The following is a 17,539-nucleotide window of genomic DNA, read 5'->3' as shown; positions in this document are numbered from 1 at the left end:
GGCTCACCGACCCGGGGCCAGTCCGATCACGGAATGTGGGCCAGAACCCGCGTCCTGGTCGCCGGTTGCCAGGGCGGCCGGCACCGTCCGCCTGGTGGCGAGCTGCGCGGCCGACCCGAGCACGTCGTCGGCCTCCAGCCCGTCGGGCACGGCCACGCACAGGCCGAGCAGCCCGAGCAGGCCGGGCAGCTCGTCGAGCAGCTCGACGAGGGCGTCCTCCTTGGGCGGGCGGGCCGCCTTGTACTGCGGGGCGCGCTGGCGCCGGACCGACCGGACCGGGTCGTCGAAGCCGACCACGCAGGCGGTGGGCCGGACCGTCCCGGCGATGCGGGCGAGCATGGCCACGACCCGCTCCAGGGCCGCGCCGGGGGGTGCCTCCGCCCCCCCGACCGCGTGGAAGGCACGGTGCGCGAGCCCGTTGCCGTCCACCGCGAGCAGGTTCGGGCCCGGGCGCCTGGGCGGGCGGCCCCGCCCGGTTCGCGGCGCGTCCCGGCGGCCGGCGCCAGGCTCCCCCTGCTCGGGCAGCAGGAACAGCCGGAGGTCGTCGGCGGCGGGCGCGGCAGCCATGCTCAAGACATACCCCGGGCGCTCGAGGCGCGCAAGGGACCGTAGGCCGGGGTCATGCAGGCCGGCTCCGGCCCGGGGGACCGGGGTCACGCAGGCCGCCGACGTGGTGGACCAGCAGCTGGTCCACCAGCTCCTCGGGGCGCTGGGGCCAGGGGAACGACGGCAGCGAGATGAGCAGCGAGGTGACCCCGTGGACCAGCGCCCAGAGCCCGAAGGCGACCACGAACGGGTCCTCGCGGCGGATCGCGCCCGCGTCCATGCAGCGCTGGACGGCCTCGACCAGGTGGCTGAAGGCGGCCGACTCCTGCACGGCATGCAGGGCGGCCTCCTCCGGCATCTCGTCGCCCCGGCCCATGAAGAGGATCCGGTAGGCCTCGGCGTTGTCGAGCCCGAACCGGACGTAGGCATGGCCGCGGAGCCTGAGCGAGTCGAGCGGGTCGCTGGAGCCGGCCGCGGCCTCCTCGCACGTCTCGTCGAGCTTGCGGAACTGCTCCTCGCAGACCGCCCAGAGCAGCTCGTCCTTGTCGGCGAAGTGCAGGTAGATGGAGGGCGTGGTAACGCCCACGGCCTTGGCGATGGCGCGGATGGAGACCGCCGACCCGTCGCCGGTCTCGAACAGCAGGCGGGTGGCGGCGTCCAGGATCTCGGCGCGCAGGCGCTCGCCCTCCCCCCGCCGCGCGCGGTGGCGGCGGGGGGAGGCGGCGCGCTGCGCGTCGGCGGCCATCAGGCCCTGACCGGCTCCGGGTCAGGGTGCGCATGCGGCGCCGGCTCGGCCGGACCGCCCTCGGACAGGCCGATCCGGTCGTGGAGGCGGCGCAGCGGGCGCGGCGCCCACCAGTTGGCCTGGCCGGCCAGGCGCATGAACGCGGGCACCAGCAGCGCCCGGATGAGGGTGGCGTCGACCACGACCGCGAGCGCGCTGCCGATCCCGAAGAGCTGGATGAAGCTGACCTGGGAGGTCGCGAAGGCGAGGAACACCACGGCGAGCACGGCGGCCGCGGCGGTCACGATGCGGCCGGTCCGCTCCAGCCCCAGGGCGACCGCGGCCACGGTGTCGCCGGTGCGGTCGTGCTCCTCCTTGATCCGGCTCAACAGGAACACCTCGTAGTCCATTGACAGCCCGAACGCGATGCAGAACAGCAGCACGGGCATGGAGGTGTCGATCGTACCGGTGGCGGTGAACCCGAGGAAGCCGGCCAGGTGCCCCTCCTGGAAGATCCAGACCATGGCGCCGTAGATGCCGGTGAGCGACAGCAGGTTGAGGACCAGCGCCTTGGCCGGGATGACGACGCTGCCGGTCATGAGGAACAGCACCACGAAGGTGACCAGCGCGATGACCGCGGCGGCGGCCGGCAGGTGGCCGAACAGCGCGGCCTTGGTGTCGACGAGCTGGGCGGCCGGGCCGGCGACCTTGACCGCGAAGGGCGCCGAGAGGCCACGGACCCGCTCGACCAGGGCCTCGCCCTCGGGGGAGTTGGTGTCGACCGAGGGGACAACCGAGAGCCAGGTGGCGGTCGCGGCGGCGAAGCGGCGGGAGGCGGGGCTGGGCCCGGCCACCCGCCGGCCGTGCGCGTAGGTGCCGGTCAGGGCGTCGACCCTGGCCACCCCGGGCAGGGCCGAGAGCTCGCCGGCGTAGCGGTCGATGTCGGCGGCGTGCCCGGCCGGCCCCTCGGCGCCGGTGGTGACCACCGAGAGTGCGGCGGCCTCGTTGGATTCGAAGTTGGCCCGGACGGCGTCCGACACCTGGCGGCTGGGGGCCGAGACGGGCAGGACCCGGTCGTCGGGCAGGCCGAAGCGGACGTTGAGGAACGGGGTGCCGAGCAGGACCAGGAAGGCGACGACGGCGAGGGCGACGGGCAGCGGGCGCCGCATCACCGTGACCGCGATCCGGTGCCAGAGGCCCGGGCCGGCGGCGCGCCGCCGCCGGCCGAGCGGGAGCCGGAAGCGGTCGATGCGGCGGCCGATGAGGGCGAGCAGGGCAGGCAGGACGATCAGGGCGCCCACCGCGGCCAGGGCGACGACCGCGATCCCGGCGTAGGCGAACGAGCGCAGGAAGTACAGCGGGAAGACCAGCAGGGCGAGCAGCGAGACGGCCACCGTGGCCGCGCCGAACAGCACCGTCCGGCCGGCCGTGCGCACGGTGACGACCAGGGCGTCGCCGGGCTCGCGGCCGGCACGCAGCTCCTCGCGGTAGCGGGAGACGATGAACAGGCTGTAGTCGATGCCGAGCCCCAGCCCGAGTGCGGTGGTCAGGTTCAGGGAGTAGATCGACACGTCGGTGAGGCCGGCCAGGACGCGCAGCACCAGCAGCGTGCCGACGATCGCGAGGCCGCCGACGGCGAGCGGCAGGGCGCCGGCCACGGCGCTTGCGAACACGACCACGAGCAGCAGCAGGGTGAGCGGGACCGAGATGGCCTCGGCCCTGGCCAGGTCCTCCTGGACCTGGGCGCCGATGTCGTGGCCGACCTGGAGCGAGCCGCCCACCTGGACCCTGGTGGCGGCGCCGTCGCGCCCGTAGGCGGCGGCCAGCTCCGCGATGCGCTCGTCCTGGGCCTGCTCGTCGCCGGTGACGCGACCGAGCACGAGCGCCTGGCGGCCGTCCCTGCTCCGCAGCGCGGGTGCGTCCAGGGTCCAGTAGGAGCCGACCTGGGTGAGGTCGGGCTCGGCGGCCAGCCGCTCGGTGAGGGCGCGGCCCTCGGCCGCGGCCGCCTCGCCGTCCACCGTCCCATGCTTGGCGGTGACCAGCAGCACCAGGTTCGGGTCGCCGGCGCCGAAGGTGTCGCGCAGCACCGCCGCCGCCCTGCTGGACTCGGCGCTGGGGTCGTCGAAGCCGCCGGACTTGAGGCTGGCCACCGCCCCGCCCCCGAAGACCCCGGCGGCGACCACGAAGGCCAGGGTCGCCGCGAGGACCAGGAGCCGCCGGCGGAGCAGGAACCGTGCGAGCCGTGCGAGCATGACACTCTCCTGACGCAGTTAGGTTAACTGGGTCAACTTAACTTCGTCAGACTCGATGCTGTCAAGCCCTGATGTGGGAGTCAGCTGGACACGGGGGCCGGCAGGCCGGCGACCACGGCGAGCAGCCGGTCCACCTCCTCCTCGGTGGTGTAGGGGGCCACGCCGGCCCGGACCAGGCCACCGGAGGCGGCCTGGCCGAGGCGCTCGACGACGGTCACCGCATAGAAGTTCCCGCTCCAGACGTAGACGCCCGCAGCGGCGAGCCTGGCCGCGGCCTCGTCGGGGTGGACGCCGTCGACCGTGAAGGAGACCGTGGGCGCGCGCTGGGCCTCGCCCACCTCGGGCCCGAAGCGGCGCACCCCGGGCAGCTCCCCGAGACCCTGCCAGAGCCGCTCCAGGAGCCGGCGCTCGCCGTCGTAGACCGTGGTCATGGCCGCCACCAGCCGCTCGCGCAGCTCCCCGTCAGCGGGAGTGGCGGGTGCCAGGCCGGCGACGAACTCCACCGCGGCGGTCACCCCGGCCAGGGCGGCATGGTTGAGGGTGCCGGTCTCCACCCGCTCGGGCGCCGCGTCACGCTGGGGCCGCACCCGGTCGGTGGGCAGGGCGTCCAGGGCGCCCGGCCGGGAGTAGAGCACGCCGACGTGGGGCCCGAAGAACTTGTAGGCCGAGCAGAACAGGAAGTCGGGGTCCAGCGCGGTCACGTCGACCACGCCGTGGGGCACCCAGTGGACCGCGTCCACGGCAAGCAGGGCGCCCACCTCACGGGTCCAGGCCCGGATGGTGGCCAGGTCGTTGACGGTCCCGGCCGCGTTGGAGGCGTACCCGGCCGCCACCAGGCGGGTCCGCTCGCCGACCAGGGCGCGGAACGCGTCCATGTCAAGGGTCGCGTCCGGGCGCACAGGGACGTGCCTGAGCACGGCGCCGCGCTCGGCCAGCACCCGCCAGGGGGTGACGTTGGCGTCGTGGTCGAGGTCGGTGACCACCACCTCGTCGCCGGGCCGCACACGGCGGGCGAGCGCGTGGGCGAGGGAGAAGGCGAGCGTGGTCATGTTCTGCCCGAACGAGATGGTGGCCGGGCTGGGCGCGCCGAGCAGCGCCGCCACCGCCGCCCTGGCGTCGGCGATCACCGCGTCGGTCTCGACGCTGGCCGCGAAGACGCCGTGGGCGTTGGCGTTGCTGCTCTGGTAGTAGCCGGTGACGGCCGCGATGACCCCGGCCGGCACCTGGGTGCCGCCGGGGCCGTCCAGGTAGGCGACCGGGCGGCCACCCACGACCCGCTCGAGGGACGGGAACTGGCTGCGGCAGCGGCTGAGGTCGGGCATGGGCGCTCCTCGCAGAGTCGGACGGTCCGCCAGGATCGTGCCAGAGATCGACGCCCGGCCCGGCCGATGCGACCGGGGCCGGTGCAGTGGGGTGGGGCGCGCTCAGCTACCCGGCCAGCGGCCCAGGGGGCTGTGCACCATGGGCACGCGGTGGTCGGGCAGGGCGGGGGCGGCCCCTGCCCGGCTCATGGCGGCCGGCTCGCCGGCGTCCTCCCGGGTGAGCTCGCCGGGGAGGGCGTCGGGGCCGGCTGGCTCGCTCACCACGCCCGCCGGCAGCAGCACCAGGGCGGTGACCCCCCCGTACCAGGAGTGGCGGAGCTGCACCCTGATTCCCTGGCGGGTGGCCAGGTGCCCCACGACGACGAAGCCGAGCATCTTGGCCAGGGCAAAGTCGGCGACGGGCGGGTCGCTCAGGCGCTGGTTGACCTTGACGAGCTCGTCGTCGGTCATGCCCACGCCCTGGTCCTCGATCTCGAGCAGGTACCTGCCGGGCGGCAGCGCCTGCCCGGCGAGCCGGACCTTGGTGCCCGGCGGCGAGAAGGAGATGGCGTTGTCGATCAGCTCGGCCAGCAGGTGGACCACGTCGGTGGCGGCCCGCCCGGCGACCTGGGTCTCCTGGAGTCTCGCGAGCTCGACCCGGTCCTGCTGCTCGACCTCGGCGGCGGCCGCGGCGACGACGTCGGCCAGGGCGATCGGTCCCCGCCAGCGGCGGTTGGACTCCGCCCCCGAGAGCAGGATGAGGTTCTCGGCGTTGCGGCGCATCCGGGTGGCCAGATGGTCCAGCTCGGTCAGGCCTTCGCGCAGCTCCCGGTTCGGCGCCTTCTGGTACAGCTCGCCGACCAGCTCGAGCTGGCGCGCGATCAGCCCCTGGCTGCGCCTGGCCAGGTTCAGGAACATGTCGCCGACGCCGCGCCGCAGCGCAGCCTCCTTGCCGGCGACCTGGACGGCGACGTGGTGGACGGCGTTGAACGACTCGGCCAGCTGCCCGATCTCGTCCCCGGAGCGGGTCTGGATGGGCGCGGCCGACTCGGTCGCCAGGTCGACGCTCTCCCCCTGCTGCAGGCGCCGCACGATGCCCGGCAGCTTCCGCTCGGCCACCTCGTCGGCGGCGTCGCGCAGCCTGCCGAGCGGCCGGATGAGGGACCTGGCGGTGGCCAGCGCGAGCACCAGCGCGAGCACGAGCGCGGCAGCGAGCAGGAAGCTGTAGAGCGCGGCGCGCCGGTCGGCGGCGGCCTTGATCCTCGAGCTGACCGAGAGCAGGTCGGCGCTCAGCCGCTGCTCGACGCTGCGGAGCAGGTCGAGCTGCACGGCCATGGCGGAGAACCAGGCCCGGGGGTCGGCGGCGATCTGCCGGTCGTTCTCGCTCTCCACAGCCAGCTCCCGCAGCTTGGTCACCCGCTCCACCTCAGGGCCGGCCAGGACGCGCTTGTACATCTCGTGCTGCTGCGGGGTGGCCGCGCTCTCGAACTGGGCCGTGTAGATGGCCTCGGCGGCCATGACCGAGGTGAGCTTGCCGTACTGGCCCGACCGGAACCGGTGCTGGGTGAAGACGTCGTTGAGCAGCCCGTGCTGGGCGTCGGTGAAGTCCTTGGCCCGGGACAGGGCGACCGAGGCGGTCACCGCCCGGAGCAGCTCGGCGTTGTCGCTCGTGGGCGCGAAGCTGCTGTTGATGTCGAGCAGGTCGTTGATCGTGTCGGTGTACTGGTCGAGCGCCTTGCCGGGCGTGTCGATCGGGCCGTGCCCCTGGTCGGGGTGCTCCTCTCCCTCCTCCTCGTGCTTCTCGATGCCGGGCTCGACCGCGAGGTCCTCGGGCGTGACCGGCCTGGTGTCGATCGCCCGGCGCTGGACCGGCAGGTTGCCGAGCTCGCGGAGGCCGTAGGCGACCCGCTCGGTCAGCCCGCGGTCGGTGGCGGGCAGGTCCAGCCGCCCGGCCGCGACCTTGCAGGCGGACGCGGCCAGGTCGACTGCCCGCCGCTTGGCGGCCAGCTCCGGGCCGCCCGACTCCCGGTTGCTGCTGAGATAGCTCGAGGACAGGCTCCGCTCACCCTGCAGCTCGTGCACCAGCGGCGCGAGGCTCCCGGCGAAGACCACGAATTCGTTTACCCGCGCTGCTCTTGCGCTCTCGGCAAGATTCGACCGGATCCCGACCAGGGCGAGGGTCGTCAAGACCAGCAGCGGAGCGATCAGGGTGGCGATGAGCTTGGTCCGGATCGGCGCGTTACGAAACATTTGCCACCTTTCGCTGTCGACCGGAATTGGGAAGCGACGCCGGCACGGCCCCGAGCCAGGGCGGCGCGGCCCGCCGCGCCCCTGGCGCGCGCTCCGAAGCCGGCGCTGACCTGGGCATCCATGGATGGCGACCGCGGTGCGCCAGACGCCTCGACGACGCATGGCCGCAGCACCGCGCCGAGAGGTTGGGGCGTCTGCTTCTTCATCGGCGTTCGGCCTGGCGCCCGTGCGGGCATGGGGGAGGAAACTCGCGGAAGCCTATCTTTCGCGCCATAGGGGCGCAACCATTCAGGCCGCCCGCCTGACGCGTCGGGTTTGCCCACGCAATTCAGGAATACCGGGCGTCGACGCCGGGACGCAGAATTCGGGACAGCCAAACGGGTCGGCGGTTGCGCGGTGCCGTCAGACCAGCGCGGCGACCCGTCGCTTGCGCTCGGCGTCGGTGACCGGGCGGGCGGTGGCGACCTCGTGCAGCCACCGGCCCTGCTCGATCCCGCGGTTGAACTGGCGCGTCGCCTCCTGCTCGATCCGGTGGGCGGCGAACATCGCCATGCCGGCACCACCCCCGACGGCCCCGACCAGCAGGGCGAGCAGTACGATCATCATCCTTGCTTCCCCCTCAGGACGTACCACTGCCTCAGGACGAAGGCGCCACGAGCGCCTCTGGACGAAGGCGCCACGAGCCCGACCTGGGATACGGGCCGCCCCCGGCCGGGGACCGAGGCTGGCACCAGCGCACGCACTAGTGCCGGGCCGTAGCGCCCGCGCCAGACCGGACCTGGCGGACGAACCGGCACGGGACTAGCCCGCTCCACGGGCCCGGCGGGCGCGCCGATGGTCCGAAGGGACGAAATCTTCCGCGGGCCCTCAGGCGCCGGCGGCGACCTCAGGCGCCGGCGGCGATCGTCTGCTCGACCTGGGCGCGCCGCTCCGCGTCGATGCCCTCGGCGATGCCCTCGTCGGAGGCCATCAGCTCCTCGACGTCGACCGCCTCGAACCCCAGGACGCCCATGTCGGTGAAGGCCGCGCGGACCTTCGGGCCGAACAGGCCGATGTCGCGCAGGGTCGGCACGATGCGGGTGAACAGCAGGGTGCGAAACTGCAGGAAGGTGCTCGACTCCTTGACGAAGCGGATGCTCTCCTCGGCGTCGAGGTCGAGGTTGCCCCAGACCTCCTCGGCCAGGAAGCGGTCGCGCATCAGGTAGCAGGCCTCCACGCAGAACTCCTCGCGCTCCTCGCGCTCCTTGGCGCCGAGCTCGCGGTAGTAGTCGCGCAGGGCCAGACGCCCGAACGCGACGTGGCGGGCCTCGTCCTGCATCACGTAGGCGTTGATCGCCTGCGCCAGCGGGTTGCGGGTGAGGTCGCGGATCAGCCCGAACGCGGCCAGGGCGAGCCCCTCGATCAGCACCTGCATGCCCAGGTAGGTCATGTCCCAGCGGCCGTCGGAGATGACGTCGTTGAGCAGGGCCTTCAGGTGGGGGTTGATGGGGTAGGCGAGCTGCAGCTTGGAGTGCAGGTAGCGGGAGTACGCCTCGACGTGGCGGGCCTCGTCCATGACCTGGGTGGCCGCGTAGAACTTCGAGTCGAGGTCGGGCACCGTCTGCACGATCTTCGAGGCGCAGATCAGCGCGCCCTGCTCGCCGTGGAGGAACTGCGAGAACTGCCAGGCCGTGACGTGGTGGCGGACCTGCGCGCGTCCCCGCTCGTCGAGCGCCTCCCAGGCCCGCGAGCCGAAGATGGGCACCGACTCGTCCGGGGTGAGCAGTGGGTTGTCAAGGTCGACGTCGAGCGACCAGTCGATCCGCTCGGCGGCGTCCCACTGCTTCTGCTTGCCCCGGTCGTACAGGCTGAGCAGCCGGTCGCGGCCCTCGTCGTACTCCCAGGAGAAGGCGGTGGTGCTGCCACCCGGGACCTGCCAGCCGGTCTGCTCGATGGGTAGGGTGTAGATGCGCGTCGAGCTCACGTCGCCTCCCAGGGTCTGCGGTGGGGTCTGCGGTCGCCACCACCATCAAGGGTACGAAGCGTTGTGACACGGCGTCTACCGCGCGGATCCTTCCCGGTCGCCGCCCCGAGCTACGTGCAGGGCTGCTGATGGCCAGGGCTCACCCCTTGCCGGTGAGCAGGCGGGTCACCTCGCGGTAGAGGTCGTCGGCGGCCGGCGGGGAGTCGGCGATGCAGGTCACGCCCACCTTGCCGAAGCCGCGCAGCGCGCCGAGCAGGTGCAGGGTCGCCCCTGTCCGGGTCGCGGGGTCGTAGGCGAGGCCGGCCTGACGCACCCGGGTCACTACCTGCGCCGGCCCGAGCCCGACCAGGTCGCGGGACTTGAGGTTGTCGCTGGCCACGTAGGCCTTGGCCCGGCCGGCCGCGACGAGCTGGCCGGTGGCTGGCTCGTAGCGGCCCTCGGTGACCAGCAGGGCCATCCAGAGCGGATGGGTGGTGCCGCCGATGCGCAGGTTGATCTCGCTCAGGTAGGTCTCGACCCCGGAAGGGCTGGGCGCGATGATGAAGTCGATGCCGAGCCAGCCGATGACGCCCCGGGCGGCGAGCACCTCGCCGACCCGCAGCGCCCAGCGCTGGATGTCGAGCCGGTAGGCGTCGTCGGCCGGGAAGCGGCAGCCGAGGTAGACCTGGCCGCCCGGGCCGCCGAGGAGCTGGCTGTGGGTGGAGACCAGCTCGACCTGGCCGCCGGGGGCGATCCGCAGCTGCACGCTCGGCGAGACCAGGCCCGGTGCCTGGATCAGCTCCTCGACGATCGCGCCGTCCGCCTCCACCTTGGCCGCGAACGACGGCCAGGACTCCTCGGCCGCGCCGAAGGTGGTCGGGCAGTCGACCAGGACCCCGCGCGGGTCGCGCAGGTCCACGATGGCGTTGCCCTGGCCGGAGAAGCCGTCGTTCAGCTTGACCACGACCGCCTCGGGCGGGGGCGGCGTGCGCGAGGCCAGGCGCCGCACCGCGCGCTCGACGTCGGCCAGCGAGCGCAGGTCCTCCCACCCGTCGATCATGGGGACGCCGGCCGCCCGGGCCGCGCGCCTGCTGCCGGTCTTCGACCCCAGGCGGACGAGGTCGGGATGGGGCCCGTAGATCGGCAGCCGGACCTGCTCGGCGAAGGTCCGCTCGAACGGGGTGACGTTGAACGGCAGCACGTACGCGTCCGGCCCGTCGCCGGCCAGCGACCGCACCCGGGCCAGGAGCCTCGGCCGCTCGAGCAGCTTGGCGGTGAGCGCGCGGGGGTCGGGGTCGCCGGCCCAGACCAGGTCGAGGCGCTCCCGGGCGCCGGCCGGGTCGGGCAGGAAGCTGAGGTAGTAGGCGATGATTGCCGGGTCGACCGGCTGCGAGGTCAGGTAGACGACGCGGAGCTGGGGGTTGCGCAGCAGCAGGAGCACGAACAGCATGCGCTCCTCGTAGTGCTGGATGCCGACGATCTTGCGCAGCTCCGACACCGGGAACGACAGCGACGGGAGCACCACGACCGTGCCCGCGTCGAGCAGGAACGGGTCGCTCCCCCACGTGCGCCCGGCAAAGCCAGCCTGGAGCTCCTCGAAGGTCGCCGGTCGTGCCCCGGTCGTCACCACGGTGGGCCGATCACGTCGCGCTCGTCCTTCCTGCGCGCACACCCGCGCACGTCGGTCCCGCGGCGTTGCCGGCGCCTGCGCCGGCGGTGGTCACGGCGCCAAGGACGCGCGGATGCACCCGGATTGTACTTGTTGTACCTGCACGGGCGATACGGGCCGCCGCCCGGCGCCCGCGGGCGGGGGGATACGGGGTGCGGCTGCCCGGCGCCCGCGGGCGGGGCGATACAGGGTGCTGCCCGGCGCCCGCGGGCGGGCGATACAGGGTGCGGCTACCCGGCGCCCGCGGGCGGGCGCCGGGCTGGAGTCATGACGAGGCCCGCACGCGGAGCTGGCGCTTCACCCGGGCCAGGATGGCCGTCATCCCCCGCAGGCGCAGGGGCGAGATGACCTCGTGCAGCCCCATCGTGGTCCAGAAGGCGTCCGGGGTGGCGAGCACCTCGCCGACCGTGGCGCCGTTCAGCCCCTCGGACAGGATGCCGGCAAAGCCCCTGGTGGTCGGCGCCTCCGGGGGCGCGTCGAACCAGAGGGTCACCGTCTGGTCGCCGGCCACCTCGCTGGCCACGAAGAACGGCGTCTGGCACTCGTGGACCTGCTCCATGGCGTCCCGGTGGCCCTCGAGGCAGTCGGGCAGCGGCGGGACGCGGCGCGAGTAGTCGAGCAGCGCCTCGAGGCGGAACTCCCGGGGCAGGTCGGCGAACTCCTCCACCACCTCCTGGAGGCGGGCCGGCACGGCGGCCTTGGTCATCCCTTCTCCGGGGACAGCCGCACCGGCTCGGCCGACCGCTCGATCGGCACCCGCACCGAGTTCCCCCACTCGACCCACGAGCCGTCGTAGTTGCGGACCTGCGGGAAGCCCAGGAGCTGGGAGAGCACGAACCAGGTGTGGCTGGACCGCTCCCCGATCCGGCAGTACGCGATCACGTCGTCGCCGTGGGCCAGGCCGAGCTCGCCCTCGTAGATCGCGCGGAGCTCCTCGGCGGTCTTGAACGTGCCGTCGTCGTTGGCAGCCCGCTTCCAGGGCACGTTGGCCGCGCCCGGGATGTGGCCGCCGCGTAGCGCGCCCTCCTGCGGGTAGTCGGGCATGGCGAGCAGCTCGCCGGAGTACTCGCCGGGCGAGCGGACGTCCACCAGCCGGCCCCCGGTGGCGACGTGGGCGAGGACGTCCTCGCGGAACGCGCGGATGGCCTTGTCGTCCCGGTCCACCACCGGGTACTCGGCGGGCGGGCGCTCGGGCACCTCGGTCGTGAGCGGCCGCCCCTCCTCGATCCACTTCTGCCTGCCGCCGTCCAGCAGCCGCACGTCGGCGTGCCCGAACAGGGTGGTCACCCACAGGGCGTACGCGGCCCACCAGTTGGACTTGTCGCCGTAGAAGACGATCGTGGTGTCCCTGGTGACCCCCTTGGACGACATCAGCCCGGCGAACCCCCGGCCGTCCACGTAGTCCCTGACGACCGGGTCGTTCAGGTCGTTGTGCCAGTCGATCTTGACCGCCCCGGGGATGTGGCCGGTCTCGTAGAGCAGCACGTCCTCGTCGGACTCGGCCACCACCAGCCCCGGGTCGTCCAGGTGGTCGGCCAGCCAGGCGGTGGTGACCAGCCGCTCCGGACGGAAATAGGCGCGCAGCTTCTCGGCGGGGTCGCGCTCCACCACAGGACGCATCGGCTCCTCCTCGGTCTCGGTGATCGGTCCCGGCGCAGCGGCTCGGGGCGGGGTCGGGTGAACCCCGCGCTCGCGCTGCCGATACATGTCACCGTACGCTCTCGTTCGGACCGCTGTAGCCCGAACGGGGGCCACCTGGCGGGAGGGGGGCTGATGGCGCACACGACGCTGCTGCCGTGCTCGCGCGCATCGCGTAGACGGCATCCCCCTTCCGCAGGTCGACAGGTCCGTTCCTGGAGCCGGAAGGTGCTGCCCAGCAGAATCGGGCATCTCGGCGCTCCGGCCGCCTCCTGGCCGGCGGCGCCCCGCTGCAGTCGAAGAGGTGGCGCATGGCCGCCGGGCTAGGAACCGTCACGCCGGATGGCACCACCGCCCCCGGCCGCCCCCGCCGGCGCTGGGGCCGCTGGGTCGCTCTGGCGATGCTGCTCGCGGTCGCGGGCGCCGTCGCGGCCGGTGCCTGGCTCGCGCTCGGCCTCACCCGCGCCGCCCGGGACGTCAAGACGTCGGCCACGGCCGCCCGCGCCGACCTCAAGCGTGCCAGCCGGGCGCTCAGGGCCGGCGACGACGCCGGGGCGCGGCGGGCCGTGCAGGCGGCCCGGACCGAGCTGCGCCGGGCCGACGCCGCCGCGGCGCGCACGCCCGTGCGCATCGCCGGGCGCCTGCCCGTGGCCGCCTCGCCAGTGGCCGACCTCGGCCACCTGCTGGCCGCCGGGCACGTGCTGGTCGGCACCGCCGACCGCGCCCTGGGCGTCCAGGCACGGGTCACCGGCGACAAGGCCACACTGTTCCGCAACGGGCGCGTCGACCTGGCCACCGCGGCCCGGGCCGTCACCGACACCACGGCGATCCTCGGCGACCTCGACCGGGCCAGGGCCGAGCTGCGCCAGGTGCGCGGGGGGCGGTTCGCCCCGGGCGCCGCCCAGGCCCGCGACGCCACCCTCCGGGAGGTCGACGACCTCGACCGGCAGGTCCGCCCGCTGGTCACCGTGCTCCGGGCGCTCCCGCCCGCGGTCGGTGCCGACGGCCCTCGCACCTACCTGGTGGCGGTCATGAACTCGGCGGAGCTGAAGGCGATGGGCGGGGCGCCGCTCGCGGTCGCGCTGGTCCGGTTCGAGCTCGGCAAGGTCTCGATCCTGCGGCGCGGCGAGGCCACCGAGCAGCGGCTCAACCTCGGCGTGAGCTGGCCCTACCTGCCCGGCGACCCGTGGCACCCGCCCGGCTCGGTGTCGAGGTTCACCAGCTCCGGCCTGTCTCCCCACTTCCCCACCTCCGGGGAGGAGATGCTCCGCGCCTACCAGGCCATCACCGGGACCCGCGGCGACGGGGTGATCGCCATGGACCCGACCGCGTTCGCCAAGCTCCTGCGTGTCACCGGGCCGGTCAGCGCGCCTGGCTACGGCTCGGTGAGCGGCAAGAAGCTGGTGCGGCTCCTGCTCGCCGACAGCTACCAGCGCATCCCCGACAAGGAGGCGCGCCACCGGGTCAACGAGGCCCTCATGGACGCGATGCTGGGTCGCATCCTCACCGGCGGCAAGCTCCTCGGCCAGGTCGAGGCCCTCGGGGAGGCGGCCAAGGGCAGGCACGTGCAGCTCTACTTCCGGGACGCCGGGCTGCAGCGCACCACCCTCGCCCACGGTCTCGGGGGCGACCTGTCGCCCGCCCCCCAGGACTACCTCGCCGTCTACACCCAGAACGGCAACGCCAGCAAGGTCGACTTCTACCAGCGGCGCTCGATCGAGCAGGTGGTGCGTCTGGCACCCGACGGGTCGGCCCGGGTGACCCGGACTGTCCGCCTGGTGAACGCCACCCCGGCGGGCGCACCGGCCGGGGAGCGGAGCGGGTACTTCACCAGCTGGGGCCGGCCCGGCGTGATCGCCTACCTGCCCGACCGGGCCACCGCCGTCTCGGCCCGGGTCGACGGCAAGCAGGCCGGCTGGGCGCCGTTCCGCGAGCTCGGCCGCCAGGTCGTCCGCCTCCTGGTGTCCATGCCGCCCGGCTCGACCCGCACCGTCACGGTCGAGTACCGGCTGCCCAGGGCGGCCGTGCGCGATGGTGCCGGCCTGCGGTACGCGCTCGCGGCCGACACCCAGCCGATCGTCAACCCGGCCTCCCTGCGGGTGGTGGTGGTGCCCCCGCCGGGGTTCGGCGCGCCGCCCCAGCCCGGCTGGAAGGCCGAGAAGGGCACCCTGGTCGCCACGCGCCCGTTCACCAGCGACCAGGCCCTCACCCTCCGCCTGCAGCACTGAACCCGCTGCCCACGAGCGCCGCCTGCCACAGCCGTTCCAGCACCGGGCGGCAGCGGTCGGGTCGAGCGCGCGGAGCGTCACGGCCTCCATGCCGGTGACGGTCGCAGCCCGCTGGCACGACGTGCGAGCATGGCGCCTGGCGCGGGCCGCGGCCTCTCGCCGGTGCAGGGAGAGCGCCGGGCCGGCCGTAGTGCCGTCAGCGGGAGGGGGCGGCGGTCGACCCGTCCTGGACCGGCAGCACCACCCGCATCGTGGTGCCGCCACCCAGCCGCCGCTCGGCGGTGATCTGACCGCCGTGGGCCTCCACGAGGCTCCTCGCGATGGCCAGGCCGAGCCCGGCGCCCCCCGAGTTGGCCGACTTCACGAACCGGTCGAACACGTGCGGGAGGTCCCACGCGTCGATGCCCGGGCCCGTGTCCGAGACCGCGAGGGACACCCCGGCCGCTGCCGGCTCCACCGTGACGGCGACCGAGCCGCCCCGCGGGGTGTGGCGGACGGCGTTGGACAGCAGGTTCGCGAGCACCTCCCCGATCCGCACGGGGTCGACGTCCAGCTCGGGCAGGCCGGGAGCGGCGCGCCAGTCGAGCGTCACCCCGGCCGTGTCGGCCCGGACCCGGAACGCCGCCACCGCGTCCTCCACCAGCGACACCGGGTCCACGCGCTCGGGGTGAAGCCGGAGCATCCCCACCTCGGCCGTGGAGAGCGTCTGCAGGTCCTCGAGCAGCCGTGCCATCACCGCGGTCTCCTCCAGGATCGGCCCGAGGTGCGCCGCGTCGGCCGGGTACACCCCGTCGAGCATCCCCTCGACGTTGCCGCGGATCACCGAGAGCGGCGTGCGCAGCTCGTGCGCGACGTCGGCGAGCAGGCTCCGGCGCTGCGCCTCGTGAGCCTCCAGGCGCTCGGCCATCTGGTTGAACGAGCGGGCCAGGCGGCGCACCTCGCTGGGGCCTCGCGCCTCCACCCGCGCCTCGTAGTCGCCCCCGGCGACGCGGTCGGCGGCCTCCATGACGTCGCCGATGGGCGCGGCCATGCGCCGCACCGCGCGCCCAGCCACGAGCACCGCCACCAGCACGCCCACGCCGAGGACCGGGAGGGGGACCAGCGGCGGGCCGCCTCGCGGCCCGCCCGCCCCACCGAAGCCACCCGAGAGCAGCCTGACCGCGATCCCGCTGGCCACGAAGGTCAGCCCGAGGAACAGCGCGAACAGGATCCCCACGCGCCGGGGGAAGCCCCGGCGCCTCCCACCCCACCCGCCCGGCCCGCCTGGCCCCTCCGGCGCGCCTTGCCCACCCCACCCGCCCGGCGCGCCGGGCCCGCCCCACCCGCGTGGCCCGCCTGGCCCGCGCGGCGGGAACGGCTCGTTCTCCGGCCACCACGGGGGGCGTGGCCCGGGGCCGCGCCGGCGGTCAGGCATCGGCGAACCGGTACCCGACGCCGTGGACGGTGAGCAGGTAGCGGGGCCGGCCCGGGGCCGGCTCGAGCTTCTTGCGGATGTTCTTGACGTGCGCGTCAACGGCCCGCTCGTAGGACTCGAACGCCACGCCGTGGACGGCGTCGAGGAGCTGGCCACGAGTGAAGACACGACCCGGCTCGCGCGCCAGCGCCGCCAGGAGCTGGAACTCGGTCGGGGTCAGCTCGACCGGCCGTCCACCGACCGAGACGCGCATGCGGGCGACGTCCACCTCGACATCCGCTACGCGGAGCACCTCAGGCCCGCCGGTCCGCGCAGTCTCGGTCCGCCGCAACACGGCACGGACCCGCGCGACCAGCTCCTTGGGGCCGAACGGCTTCACCACGTAGTCGTCCGCGCCGAGCTCGAGGCCGACGACCCGGTCGGTCTCGTCGCCACGCGCGGTGAGCATCACGATCGGCACGTCCGACGTCCGCCGCAGCGTGCGGGCGACGTCGAGCCCGTCCCGCCCGGGCAGGCCGAGGTCGAGCACGACGAGGTCAGGCCTGGAACGGCGTGCGTTGGCCAGCGCGGCGTCGCCGTCGCCGGCCACGAGCACCTGGAACCCGGCGTGCTCGAGGTAGTCGCGCACGAGCCGCGCGATCTTCGCGTCGTCCTCGACGACCAGGATCAGCTTCACCGTCTACCTCCGGTCCTCCCGCAGCCTGACGAGCCAACGGGGCGGAGGCAAGCCTCCGCCCCGTGCCCGCGGCCATGCCGGCGCCTCACGTGCCGGCCGGCTCGCCCCTGACTGTGGCCTGCTCGCCCCTGGCAGGCGGCTGCTCGCCGGCCTGCTCGTGCTGGCGGCGGTGCCACTCATCGAACGCGGTCGGCCCGCCCGGCCCCCACGGGCCAGGCCCGCCGTTGCGGGGGCCGTACCAGGGGCCGCCCCACCGCCCGCGCCACAGGACCCCCCGAGCCAGCAGGAAGATCCCGAACACCAGCAGCGGGAACAGGATGAGCCCGAACGGGAAGAACCCGAAGCCGGGTCCGTAGCCCCAGCCCCGGCCGACCACCCGCACCACCTCGACGTTGTCGCCGCTGCGGACCAGCTCCCGGGAGACTCCCTCGGAGACGCCCAGGTTGTAGGCGCCGACCCCGATCCCGACGGCTGCCAGGACCGCGAGGAGCACCAACCCCATACCGATCGCCCGTCGCATCTCGTCCTCCTTCTTGTGACCTTGACGGGTTCCTTCTTCCAGAACCGATGGTGCCTGGGCGGTGTGAAGGAGCTGTGAACGCGGTGCGGAGGCCGATCGGAGGAACCGTTCGGAGGAACCGTCCACCCGTGGCCGGCCTGTGGGTGCGCTAGAGTCAGTCGCCGGTGGGCTGACGCCGGTGCCTTCGGCCCTCACTTCGCGGCGGGCTGCTGGACCCGGATGCGCTCCACGCGCGGGGCCGCCAGCATGGCCGTCCTGCCGTCCGAGGTGGCCGAGTACGGATGCGCTCCACGCGCGGGCGCAGCGGACGTGGTCGCTGGTGGCCAGCGGCGCGCCCGTGGTGACAGCCGGGAGCGGCGCGCCCGTGGCGACAGCCGGG

Annotated in this window: 14 protein-coding genes; 1 reads left to right on the top strand and 13 read right to left on the bottom strand. The window is 74.1% G+C overall.

The features are described 5' to 3' along the window. Positions 1-3: 3 nt before the first annotated feature. The 10 genes from VG276_04820 to VG276_04775 all read right to left on the bottom strand — a co-directional run bounded on the left by VG276_04820 (position 4) and on the right by VG276_04775 (position 12,304). Positions 4-567, bottom strand: coding sequence for a hypothetical protein (locus VG276_04820; GenBank protein ID HEV8648726.1), 564 nt, complete (start codon positions 565-567; stop codon positions 4-6). Between the two features lie 52 nt (positions 568-619). Further along, on the bottom strand, positions 620-1,291 hold the full coding sequence (locus VG276_04815; protein HEV8648725.1) for a TetR/AcrR family transcriptional regulator: 672 nt from the start codon (positions 1,289-1,291) through the stop codon (positions 620-622). Then, a complete protein-coding gene (locus VG276_04810) occupies positions 1,291-3,522 on the bottom strand; it encodes an MMPL family transporter (GenBank protein HEV8648724.1) in 2,232 nt (743 codons plus the stop codon). The genes VG276_04815 and VG276_04810 overlap by 1 nt, the downstream gene beginning before the upstream one ends. An 80-nt stretch (positions 3,523-3,602) precedes the next feature. Beyond that, entirely contained in the window at positions 3,603-4,844 is a 1,242-nt protein-coding gene (locus VG276_04805; protein ID HEV8648723.1) for a cysteine desulfurase-like protein, read from the bottom strand. Positions 4,845-4,946: 102 nt separating this feature from the next. Further along, positions 4,947-7,073 (bottom strand): nitrate- and nitrite sensing domain-containing protein, encoded by a 2,127-nt coding sequence (locus VG276_04800; protein ID HEV8648722.1) that lies wholly within the window; start codon positions 7,071-7,073, stop codon positions 4,947-4,949. 402 nt (positions 7,074-7,475) lie between these two features. Then, positions 7,476-7,679: a hypothetical protein gene (locus VG276_04795; protein ID HEV8648721.1), complete on the bottom strand. Its 204-nt coding sequence runs from the start codon at positions 7,677-7,679 to the stop codon at positions 7,476-7,478. Positions 7,680-7,959: 280 nt separating this feature from the next. Next, entirely contained in the window at positions 7,960-9,036 is a 1,077-nt protein-coding gene (locus VG276_04790; GenBank protein ID HEV8648720.1) for a ferritin-like domain-containing protein, read from the bottom strand. Between the two features lie 139 nt (positions 9,037-9,175). Further along, positions 9,176-10,645: a peptide ligase PGM1-related protein gene (locus tag VG276_04785; GenBank protein HEV8648719.1), complete on the bottom strand. Its 1,470-nt coding sequence runs from the start codon at positions 10,643-10,645 to the stop codon at positions 9,176-9,178. A 304-nt stretch (positions 10,646-10,949) separates the two neighbouring features. Continuing rightward, entirely contained in the window at positions 10,950-11,390 is a 441-nt protein-coding gene (locus tag VG276_04780; GenBank protein HEV8648718.1) for a SufE family protein, read from the bottom strand. Then, positions 11,387-12,304, bottom strand: coding sequence for a sulfurtransferase (locus VG276_04775; GenBank protein ID HEV8648717.1), 918 nt, complete (start codon positions 12,302-12,304; stop codon positions 11,387-11,389). Before VG276_04775 ends, VG276_04780 begins: the two co-directional genes overlap by 4 nt. Positions 12,305-12,633: 329 nt before the next feature. On the opposite strand from VG276_04775, the gene VG276_04770 reads away from it, so the two are divergent. Continuing rightward, positions 12,634-14,550, top strand: a complete 1,917-nt coding sequence (locus VG276_04770; GenBank protein ID HEV8648716.1) for a DUF4012 domain-containing protein — start codon at positions 12,634-12,636, stop codon at positions 14,548-14,550. Positions 14,551-14,746: 196 nt separating this feature from the next. On the opposite strand, the gene VG276_04765 is transcribed toward VG276_04770, so the two are convergent. From VG276_04765 to VG276_04755, 3 genes are all read right to left on the bottom strand, one after another. Continuing rightward, complete coding sequence (locus VG276_04765; protein HEV8648715.1) at positions 14,747-15,766, bottom strand: ATP-binding protein; 1,020 nt, start codon at positions 15,764-15,766, stop codon at positions 14,747-14,749. Positions 15,767-15,956: 190 nt separating this feature from the next. Beyond that, positions 15,957-16,640 carry a response regulator transcription factor gene (locus VG276_04760; GenBank protein HEV8648714.1) on the bottom strand — a complete coding sequence of 228 codons (684 nt, stop codon included), beginning with the start codon at positions 16,638-16,640 and terminating at the stop codon, positions 15,957-15,959. 85 nt (positions 16,641-16,725) lie between these two features. Next, complete coding sequence (locus VG276_04755) at positions 16,726-17,160, bottom strand: hypothetical protein (GenBank protein ID HEV8648713.1); 435 nt, start codon at positions 17,158-17,160, stop codon at positions 16,726-16,728. Positions 17,161-17,539 lie beyond the last annotated feature (379 nt).

Source organism: Actinomycetes bacterium, assembly GCA_036000965.1.
In the GTDB taxonomy this organism is placed as follows: domain Bacteria; phylum Actinomycetota; class CALGFH01; order CALGFH01; family CALGFH01; genus DASYUT01.
This window is presented reverse-complemented; position numbering and strand designations above follow the sequence as displayed.